The sequence below is a fragment of the Empedobacter sp. GD03739 genome (genome assembly GCF_029843245.1).
GTDB classification, from domain to species: Bacteria; Bacteroidota; Bacteroidia; order Flavobacteriales; family Weeksellaceae; genus Empedobacter; species Empedobacter falsenii_B.
Genome location: NZ_JAOCHX010000028.1, coordinates 33,994 through 44,352, shown reverse-complemented (window position 1 = coordinate 44,352; position 10,359 = coordinate 33,994). Strand labels below are relative to the sequence as shown.

The window sequence follows — 10,359 nt, the reverse complement described above, 5'->3', positions numbered from 1 at the left end:
AATAATATAAATGGAAGGCAAAGAGCGAGGGAACGCCCAAATAATTACAAAAAAAGCCCAACCGAAGTTGAGCTTTTTAAATATAGATGAAAGGGTAATAATTTACTCGCCTAAATATGAAACTGTCTTAGAATCTCCTTCAACAGTTACTTTAGTCAAGTTATATTTTGCTAAATTTTTCATTGATTTGTCCCATTTTTTACCGCTTAAAGCAGCTTGAGATTTTAATTCATTCAAATCAATGTTTTCGTTAGCTTTTAAAATTCCAATAATCTGAGTTTCTTCTTCTGTCAATTCGTAAGCTGGTGCAGCTTTTTCTGGACGCATTTGAGGGAAGAATAAAACTTCTTGGATAGATGGATTATTTGTTAAGAACATAATCAAACGATCCATTCCGATTCCTAAACCTGATGTTGGAGGCATTCCGTACTCTAATGCACGTAAGAAATCTTGGTCGATAAACATTGCTTCGTCGTCACCTCTATCAGCTAAAGCCATTTGTGCTTCAAAACGCTCACGTTGATCGATTGGGTCATTTAACTCAGAATATGCGTTAGCAATTTCTTTTCCACAAACCATTAATTCGAAACGCTCAGTTAATTCTGGATTATCACGGTGCTTTTTAGTCAATGGAGACATTTCTTTTGGATAATCTGTAATGAAAGTTGGTTGAATGTAATTTCCTTCACATTTTTCACCAAAAATTTCATCGATTAATTTTCCTTTACCCATAGTCTCATCAACCTCGATCCCCATTCCTTTAGCAGCTTCAAATAATTCTGCTTCAGATTTTCCATCGATATCAAATCCTGTAAAATCAATAATTGATTGACGCATTGTTACACGTTTGTAAGGTGCTTTGAAATCAATTTTATGTTCTCCGAAAGTTGTTTCAGAAGTTCCATTAACAGCAATTGCACAATGTTCTAATAATCGCTCTGTGAAATCCATCATCCAGTTGTAATCTTTGTAAGCAACATAAATTTCCATTGCTGTAAATTCTGGATTATGCGTACGATCCATTCCTTCGTTACGGAAGTTTTTAGAAAATTCGTAAACACCATCAAAACCACCAACGATTAATCTTTTTAAGTATAATTCGTTCGCGATTCTTAAATATAATGGAATATCTAATGCGTTATGATGCGTAATAAATGGACGAGCTGCTGCACCTCCAGGAATCGATTGTAAAACAGGAGTTTCTACTTCCATGTATCCACAATCATTAAAGAAATTACGCATTGCTGTAAAAAGACGTGTACGTTTTAAGAAAATTTCTTTGACTTGAGGATTAACAACCAAATCTACATAACGCATACGGTAACGCAATTCTGGATCTGTAAAAGCATCAAATACATGACCTTCGTCGTCAGTTTTTACAATTGGTAATGGACGTAAAGTTTTTGATAACAACGTTAATTTTGTTACGTGAACAGAAATTTCACCCACTTTAGTTTTGAATTCATATCCTTCAATTCCAATAAAATCTCCGATATCCATCAATTTCTTGAAAATTGTATTGTACTCAATTCCTTCTTCAGACGAAGAAATATCATCTCTCGAGATATAAACCTGTACACGACCTTCGCTATCTTGTAACTCAGCGAAAGAAGCTTTTCCCATTACACGAACACTCATCAATCGTCCGGCAAGCTTGACAACCTTTCCTTCTTCGTACTTTTCCTTAATTTCTTTAGAATTAGAAGTTATCACGAATTCTTCGGCAGGGTAAGGCTCAACGCCTAAGTCTCTTAATTGTTGTAGTTTTTCTCTACGAATAATTTCTTGTTCAGACAATTGCATAGTGAATATAATTTATATAAAATGAATGCAAAATTATGAAAAATAATCTTGATTCACGAAGTTTTTATGATTTAATAATGTAAGAATTATCAGTATTGATGCGAGTTTTAGTCTACTAACTCAAAACGGCGCTCTAACGTGTAATCCGTATCTTGAAATTTCACCTTTTTGGTTTCGATACTATACGAAATCCAACCGTTATCTTTGATACGCGAAGTTGTTTTAACGTAATATTTTATGTCGTCTTTCAATCTTTTTTCAGATGGTTGTTCAGAACCTAATTTCGTAGCTAAATCTTTCAAATAGCTGTACCAAGAATTGGCCAACCAATCTTTATCGGCTTGCTGAAAACTTGACATAATATAATTGGTTTGCGAAACTTCAATCTCATTCAATTTCAATTCTGTTGTCGCTGGAGTGGGAGAAGTGCTAAATAAATTATCCATGTAAGATTGATAAACAAATGGCGCACTTTCTAAAGTAAAATTACTTTTTCCATAAAAATGATGGAATTGACGAATGTCTTTGTCAAATAATTTAACAATACTTTCTTCTGTAGAATATTGTTGAAGATTCTTTTTGATTAACGCAATCGCAGTAGGATTATCCAAATATTTATTCTCTAAATCTTCTGAAGATAAAACCAATTGTTTAATCGTTTTATCTAAATCTGTATAACCTAAAAATCGTCCGTCTTGATCTATTTTAAAGGAAATCGAAACATTATTAACTAACGAAAAAGGATTATTTAAAAATGATTTTGAATTGAATTGTATATTTCTGAAATTCCACTTTACAATGGTTTCATTTTGATAGACATTTTCAACCTGAATAATAACGTTATAAGTATATTGTTCTTGATGCGAAATCGTGTCATCTTCCAATTTCACTTCACTTGTTGTTACATTATATCGTTTCTCGTTTCCAATATTCCAATATGTTTTCGGGAAAATAATCGTTTCCTGTGGAGCATTAAAAATAGTATCATTTTTAACAACCGGTGAAATTGTATCTTGAATAGGATCTTGAGCGAATATTTTTATCGAAAAAAATAGAAAAAACAGATAATATGTAAAGTTAATTTTCATTTATAAGCAATCAAACTAATTCAAAAATAGAGCAAATTATCTAAAATGAAGTTTGAAATTCGTTAAAAAATAAAACTTAGTCATTTAAAAGTTTTATACTTAATTGATTAACTGTTTTCTTAGAACCAATGTTTAAGCTAAATAAATATTCAGATTTGATTAAAATTGAATTCAAATCGTATGTATTTTCATATTTTACTTTTAATTCAACTGTTTCTGAATATTTTTTGATTTCTTTTTTTACCTGTTCTTGTGACAAATTCAGTTTAGCATCATTCAACATATAATACGCCATTTCTTCCCATAATTTTTCAAAATCATCTTTGCTCAAATTTTGGTCAGAAGCAATTGTATACGTACCTTTTTCTTTGTTGATGTCTTTTAGATAAGTGTTTGTTGTAGAAGAAATTGGAAAACCAAAAATATTTTCCTGTACAGATTTTCCTTCATATGTTTCACCTAAACGAAAATATTGTCCATTAAAATAATTGAAAACGTGAATTTCTTGCTCAAAAACATAGGGAACATATGTTTTCGATTTGACCATTTCCTCAATGTACGCAATATTTGCCTTATAATCATCAGATTTTTTGCGCTGTTTGCCAAGTTTATCTGTTATTTTAAGCAATTTTTCTTCAATCTGAGGAATATTTAATAATTCTAAAAATTCTCCAGAAGGATTTGTTGTGAATTCGTATTCTATTCCTTCAGAATTATTGATAAAATCGCGGTAAAATTCATCAGGATCATTGGATTGATTTTTACCATTTACAAATGTATACTTATTAGCAAAATCATTCTTGTCAACCAATTCCATCGATTTATTTGATTGGTTGATGACTTTAGAAACCGTGTCATTTACAGAAATCGAAAAGTTACGATCTGTAAATGAGTAGTTATATACTTTATTTAATTCTAAATTTGGTTTTACCTGTACAGATTTTTCTTCAAAATTCACCTGCGCAAAAATGGCAGGAGAGTATAGTAAAATCAAGGTAAATAGGCTTGTTTTCATTCTCTCTAAAAGTTGTACAAATATAGAATGATTATTGAATATCCAAGTTATTTATTGAACGAATCATTGTATCAATTGGCTTAGTTTCCGAAATTTCTTTTTCCATCAAAGTTCCACCGATTTCTTTCAGCTTTTTAACCTGCGGAATAAAACGATTTTCTAGTGAACCTATAGCTTTATTGTAACTTTGGGTTGCTTGGTTAAGATTATGACCAACAGTTGCCAAATGTTGTATCAAAACATTCACACGATTGTATAATTCTATCCCTGCATCTCGCATTTGATATATATTTTCCGCAACATTTAATTGTTGCCAGCTAAACGCAATTGTGCGAAGCATTGTAATCAAAGTAGTTGGTGTTGCAATAATTATTCTATTGTTTAGTGCATCTTCTATCAAAGTTCGCTCCAATTCTAACGCAGCACCAAAAGAACTTTCAATTTGCAGATACATCACCACATAATCGGGTGCTTCTGTGTATTGATTCCAATAAGCCTTAGAACTCAAATTCTTTAAATGTTCGCGTACAGCTTTCGCGTGCATTTGCAAATGATGTTTTCTCAAATTTTCATCTTCCGTTTCGAACGCAAGCATATATTGGTTTAACGGAACTTTAGAATCGACAATAACTTTTCGATTTCCAGGAAGATTAACGATTAAATCTGGGCGAAGCAAACCATTTTCTGATTGAACAGAAGTTTGTTCTTCAAAATCACAAAAAGACGACATTCCAGCAAATTCAACCACACGTCGCAAACCAATTTCTCCGTATTTTCCTCTTGTGTGTGAAGTTTTAAGAGCAGAAACTAATGTATTGGTTTCTTTTTGCAATTTATCAGTTGTACCACGCATTGAATCTAAGAAAACTTTAATTTCTGAATAAGCGCCTTCTCGTGCTTTTTCTATTTCGGATATTTTTCCGTCAAATTTATTCAAACTTTCATTTAATGGTTTGATTAACGAATCAATCGCTTGTTGACGTTTTTCTAAATCGTTTTGAGAATTAGTAAAATGTTTATCCAATGTTGTTTTCGCTAAATCAAGAAATTGTTCGTTATTACTTTTCAAAACTTGAGCTGAAAGTGCTTCAAATTGCTCTTTTAATCGTTCATTAGTTTCGAGCATAAACGATTTCTGATCCTCCACAGCTTTCATTGCTTCTTGATGGCGAACCGTTAATTCTGTATTTTTTTCGCGCTCTTTTTGCCATTGATCCAAATTGAAATTTGCATCATCTTTTATTTCGATAAATTCATTTTTTAGCGAATCATATTGCTTCTGAAGTTCTTGGTATTTTATTTCATTTCCAATTATGGCTGAATTTGCTTTCGACTTTGAATATAAAAAACTGATAACGGCTCCAATGATAAAAAAAAGGATGGATGAAAGTATGATAGCGCTGTTCATAATCTTAAAATTTAAACAAAGGAACGATTTTATACGACACAATATGTCGTTATTAAAAATAAAATCATAAAAAAACGACTTCTAAGAATCGTTTTTCATCTTAAATTAATTGTTTTGATCTCTTTAGATAATTTTTGTGCCTTTTATAAAATTAATGTTAAGAAAAAAGACAGCTTGAAAAAAGCTGTCTTTGTATGATTATAAATGAATAGAATCTTGGGATTCTGTCCTTAAATTATCTTTTGTTTCGAAGATAGAATTTTTGATGATTTGAGAACTTTCGTTCAAAATTGGTAAAATCTGGCTTTCGTCTTTTGTTTCTTTAAATCCTAATTCTAAAATCGGATCGATATAATACAAAATACTTGATGTTAAAAGTAAAGAGATTATTAATCCTAAAGCCGCTCCACCAAATCGATTAATGATTCCTAAACCAACTGCTTCTACTGTTTTTTGTGTTAAACTTGACGCTAATTTTATTGTGAAAAAAGCAATTGCAAATGTAATAACTAACGCAACCAAAGAAGTTAAGCTATCTGCAACAATGTTGTAAGAATCGACATAAACTTCGATGATTTGATAAAATTTAAAACTTAACCAAATTGCTACAAAAAAACCGACTAACCCAATTAATTGAGAAATAAAACCTTTGAAAAATCCGTTGATAAAACCAAAAGCTAACGCAATTAAAATCAGAATATCAAGTTGATTGAAATCAGTCATTAAGCGTTTTGTAATTGATGTTTTTCAGCGATTTTTTTCAATGTTCCAACTAAGACATCAATATCTTCTTTAGTTGTTTCGTATGAAAAAGATACACGTAAAGGCGTCATTTGATCAATTTCTTCTTCTGTGTACAATGTTTGCATAACTAATGAAACTTTTGCTGCACCAGAACTGCAAGCACTTCCTTGTGAAACAGCGATACCAGCTAATTCTAATTCGAATCCGATTAAGGCATCATGAAATGGTAATTTGATGCTTAATAATGCATACAAACTTTTGTCTAAATCATCTGATAATCCATTGAAAGAAACGCCTGGAATAGCTGCTTTTAATTGATCGATTGTATATTGTTTAATTTCTTTGATGTGATTAACATGAGCTTCTAACTCATCAATTGCTAAATCAAAAGCTTTTGAAAGTCCAACAATTCCGTATACGTTTTCGGTACCAGAACGCATTCCTCTTTCTTGTCCTCCTCCAGCAATCAAGGCTTTTAAATGCGAAGCTTTTTTTGCATATAAAAATCCAGCACCTTTTGGTCCATGAATTTTGTGTGCTGAGCAAGAAGCGAAATCCATTCCCAAATCTTGGAAATCTAAATCGTAATGACCAACTGTTTGCACCGTATCTGTGTGGAACAATGTATTATTTTCTTGACACAATTGCGAAATACGTTTAATATCTGTTAAATTTCCAATTTCGTTATTAGCATGCATCAAAGAAACCAATGTTTTTTTAGATTGATCTTTAACTAATTCCTCTAATTGAGCATAATCAATGTCTCCATTTTTTTGAATATTGATGCGGATTACTTCAACTTTTCCACGATATTCTAAATCTTTGATACTTTCTTGTACGCATTTGTGTTCCATATCCGAAGTAATGATACGTGTAACATCTAAATCATTTACACAAGAACGTATAATCGTATTGTTAGATTCTGTCCCACAAGAAGTAAAATAAATTTCGGCAGGAGAAATATTTAAACGCTGCGCAATGTTCTTTCGAGCCATTTCTATAAGTGCCTTGGCTTCTCTACCAAAAACGTGGGTAGAAGATGGATTTCCGAAAACATTTTTCATCACATTTGCCATTTCGTCAACTACTTCTGGACGAATTGCTGTGGTTGCTGCATTGTCTAAATATACTCTTTGCATTATCGATTATTTACTGTATTGTTGTTTACTTTGAGGTTTTGAACAACAAATTTAAGTAAAATGTAAGGATTGAAAAAGTAAAATGTTATTTAAAACGCATCAAGTCCGAAGACAAAAATCTCCACTCAGGTGTAAGAAGTATGCCTTCTTTTGCAATATACCATGGTGAGATTAAATCGTTGCTTGGATTAGAAAGAATATGAATGTCTTGACTTGGATAATAACTTTGAGCCAAAATGAATATATTATTCCCATTTTTATCTTTCGCTAAATCAATTACCATTACAGCATGACTTTTTATATTTCCCTTTTGAAAAAATACATCGCCAATTTGAATCTCTTTGATAGAGATTGGTTTTAATAATTCAGCAATTGTATTTGAATTTGTATTTTCTAAATAATAAATCAAATATTGCATGTATTTTGTATAAGAATAATCTCCTTTTACATAGTCAGTGTAAGGAATTGGTTTTGTAGAAATTTTAGACAATTTATCTATTTCATTGTATTTTTTCGTACGGAAGAAATACTCTAAACGTAAACTCATCATCGCATTTGCATTAAACTGTACATTTTTTTTGGGTTGTTCTAAATCTAAAACTCCTACATATATATTTGGATTAGATTTTTTTTGACCATCAAAAGAATAAACAGCTGTATTATTGTTTTTGAGCGGAAGGTTATTTATCCATTTACCAAAATCTGTATAATTTTGATTCCTTTCATAATTTGGAGGTGTATCAAATTTTTTAAAAATTTTTAATTCACGAGAATGAATGAGACTATATTCCTCATTTTCTATCAATTCATTATTAGTAGAAGATTTTAGAATATGAGTATTACAGGAAGATAAAAGAGTAAATAATATTAAAAATGTAAAACTTAAAAATTTCATTAAAACTAAAAAAAAACGTGCTATTCTTTGGTTAAGAGTTGAATTTGATCTCTTAATTCGGCTGCTTTTATAAAATCTAAATTTTTTGCAGCTTTTTCCATTTCTTTCTGCAATTTCTGTACCAATTTCTCTTTATCTTCTGTCGAATAATTTTCATTAATCTCCGCAGCTTGTTGTATCAAATGTTTTTGTTCGTAAGGATTTTCTTCAAAATCTGCTGCAGCTAAACTTAGTTTTGTTATTTTTTTATTTAAAGCTTGCGGAACTTTATTGTGATCTTTGTTGTATTGCATCTGAATTTCACGACGACGATTCGTTTCATCAATTGTTAATTGCATACTATCCGTAATTCTATCAGCATACATGATCGCTAAACCATTCACATTACGAGCAGCACGACCAACCGTTTGCGTTAAGGAACGATGACTTCTTAAGAAACCTTCTTTATCAGCATCCAAAATTGCAACCAGAGAAACTTCGGGTAAATCTAGACCTTCTCTTAGAAGATTAACACCAACCAAAACATCAAATAATCCCGCACGTAAATCGGCCATAATTTGAACACGTTCTAACGTATCGACATCGGAATGAATATAGCGACAACGAACACCATATTTTGTCAAATATTTCGTTAATTCTTCCGCCATTCGTTTCGTTAAAGTAGTGACCAAAACACGTTCGTCTAACTCTACTCGTTTATTGATTTCTTCCATCAAATCATCGACTTGATTTTGTGTTGGACGAATTTCAATAATTGGATCTAATAATCCAGTTGGACGAATGACTTGCTCTACAACAACTCCTTCCGATTTTTCTAATTCATAATTCGCAGGTGTTGCCGAAACATAAATCACTTGATTTTGTAAAGCTTCAAATTCTTCAAATTTTAACGGACGATTGTCCATTGCAGCTGGAAGTCGGAAACCATATTCTACTAAATTCTCCTTGCGCGAGCGGTCTCCACCATACATTGCATGAACTTGAGAAACTGTAACGTGCGACTCATCAATCACCATCAAATAATCTTCTGGGAAATAATCTAACAAACAGAATGGACGAGTTCCTGGTTCGCGACCGTCTAAGTATCTCGAATAATTCTCGATTCCAGAACAATATCCCAATTCTTTGATCATTTCCAAATCGAATTCAGTACGTTCTTGCAAACGTTTTGCTTCGAGATGTTTTCCGATTTCATGATAATATTCAACTTGTTTACCCAAATCGATCTGAATATCAGCAATTGCACCATTTAAAGTGTCTTTAGAAGTAACAAAAAGATTGGCTGGATAAATATTAATTTTATCTAATTTAGTTGAAGTTTTACCTGTTTCTACATTGAAAACTGAGATTTCTTCGATTTCATCACCAAAGAAATTAATTCTGATTCCATCATCCGCATAAGCAGGGAAAATATCTAATGTATCTCCTTTAATTCTAAAATTTCCGCGTTGAAAAATACCTTCTGTTCTCGAATATAAAGCTTGGACTAATTTATGCAAAAAAGCTGTTCTCGAGATAATTTGCCCCGTTTCAATCTGAATCACATTTTTATGAAATTCTGTTGGATTTCCAATACCATATAAACACGAAACTGAAGCCACAACCAAAATATCGCGACGACCAGAAAGTAGGGAGGAAGTTGTACTTAAACGAAGCTTTTCAATTTCTTCATTAATTGATAAATCTTTCTCAATATAGGTTCCTGATGAAGGAATGTAAGCTTCTGGTTGATAATAATCATAGTAAGAAACGAAATATTCGACAGCATTATTCGGAAAAAATTCTTTGAATTCCATATACAGCTGCGCCGCCAACGTTTTGTTATGCGCCAAAACCAAAGTTGGACGTTGCACATCTTGCACAACATTCGCGATTGTAAATGTTTTACCAGAACCTGTAACACCCAAAAGTGTTTGATAACGATCATTATTTAGAATACCATTTGATAATTCTTCAATAGCTTTTGGCTGATCACCGGTTGGCTTGAATTCAGAATTTAATTGAAACTGCATTTCACAAATTTACAAATTATTCAGATAAAAAAGGGTTGTTATGAATTGTGATTTTAAATAGAAGTTGATAAAAAATAAAAAGGCGACTTTAAGTCACCTTTTCATCAAAACCACAAAAAAATGAGAAAACTGTTTACTTAGTAAACAAACTTCCTTCCATTATTACAAGCTATTGCCCGCTATAACCATTGCAAATATATGTCGGTTTTCTGTGCATGCACAATAATTTGTAATATTTTGTTTTATTGGTGTCGA

The 10,359-nt window shown here is 31.7% G+C and carries 8 protein-coding genes; all 8 read right to left on the bottom strand.

Annotation, left to right across the window (positions count from 1 at the left end):
- Window positions 1-102: 102 nt before the first annotated feature.
- The gene (lysS, locus tag N5E64_RS10445) at window positions 103-1,803 is read right to left on the bottom strand and encodes a lysine--tRNA ligase (RefSeq protein WP_125350152.1); all 1,701 of its coding nucleotides are present in this window, start codon (window positions 1,801-1,803) and stop codon (window positions 103-105) included.
- Window positions 1,804-1,910: 107 nt separating this feature from the next.
- The gene (locus tag N5E64_RS10440; RefSeq protein ID WP_280037503.1) at window positions 1,911-2,891 is read right to left on the bottom strand and encodes a hypothetical protein; all 981 of its coding nucleotides are present in this window, start codon (window positions 2,889-2,891) and stop codon (window positions 1,911-1,913) included.
- A gap of 76 nt (window positions 2,892-2,967) precedes the next feature.
- Window positions 2,968-3,906 carry a hypothetical protein gene (locus N5E64_RS10435; protein ID WP_280037501.1) on the bottom strand — a complete coding sequence of 313 codons (939 nt, stop codon included), beginning with the start codon at window positions 3,904-3,906 and terminating at the stop codon, window positions 2,968-2,970.
- 31 nt (window positions 3,907-3,937) lie between these two features.
- Window positions 3,938-5,314 (bottom strand): DNA recombination protein RmuC, encoded by a 1,377-nt coding sequence (gene rmuC / locus N5E64_RS10430; RefSeq protein WP_114999805.1) that lies wholly within the window; start codon window positions 5,312-5,314, stop codon window positions 3,938-3,940.
- 198 nt (window positions 5,315-5,512) lie between these two features.
- Window positions 5,513-6,037, bottom strand: coding sequence for a CvpA family protein (locus N5E64_RS10425; RefSeq protein ID WP_114999807.1), 525 nt, complete (start codon window positions 6,035-6,037; stop codon window positions 5,513-5,515).
- Window positions 6,037-7,197: a cysteine desulfurase family protein gene (locus tag N5E64_RS10420; RefSeq protein ID WP_125350150.1), complete on the bottom strand. Its 1,161-nt coding sequence runs from the start codon at window positions 7,195-7,197 to the stop codon at window positions 6,037-6,039. Before N5E64_RS10420 ends, N5E64_RS10425 begins: the two co-directional genes overlap by 1 nt.
- Window positions 7,198-7,282: 85 nt before the next feature.
- Window positions 7,283-8,002, bottom strand: a complete 720-nt coding sequence (locus tag N5E64_RS10415; protein WP_280037499.1) for a DUF4846 domain-containing protein — start codon at window positions 8,000-8,002, stop codon at window positions 7,283-7,285.
- 110 nt (window positions 8,003-8,112) lie between these two features.
- A complete protein-coding gene (gene uvrB, locus N5E64_RS10410) occupies window positions 8,113-10,104 on the bottom strand; it encodes an excinuclease ABC subunit UvrB (protein WP_280037497.1) in 1,992 nt (663 codons plus the stop codon).
- Between the last annotated feature and the right edge of the window lie 255 nt (window positions 10,105-10,359).

Bases quoted from the DNA above. Each gene is read 5' to 3' on its own strand.
- N5E64_RS10420 (WP_125350150.1), bottom strand. From the start codon at position 7,197: ATGCAAAGAGTATATTTAGACAATGCAGCAACCACAGCAATTCGTCCA.
- N5E64_RS10440 (WP_280037503.1), bottom strand. From the start codon at position 2,891: ATGAAAATTAACTTTACATATTATCTGTTTTTTCTATTTTTTTCGATA.
- uvrB (WP_280037497.1), bottom strand. From the start codon at position 10,104: ATGCAGTTTCAATTAAATTCTGAATTCAAGCCAACCGGTGATCAGCCA.
- lysS (WP_125350152.1), bottom strand. From the start codon at position 1,803: ATGCAATTGTCTGAACAAGAAATTATTCGTAGAGAAAAACTACAACAA.
- N5E64_RS10425 (WP_114999807.1), bottom strand. From the start codon at position 6,037: ATGACTGATTTCAATCAACTTGATATTCTGATTTTAATTGCGTTAGCT.
- N5E64_RS10435 (WP_280037501.1), bottom strand. From the start codon at position 3,906: ATGAAAACAAGCCTATTTACCTTGATTTTACTATACTCTCCTGCCATT.
- rmuC (WP_114999805.1), bottom strand. From the start codon at position 5,314: ATGAACAGCGCTATCATACTTTCATCCATCCTTTTTTTTATCATTGGA.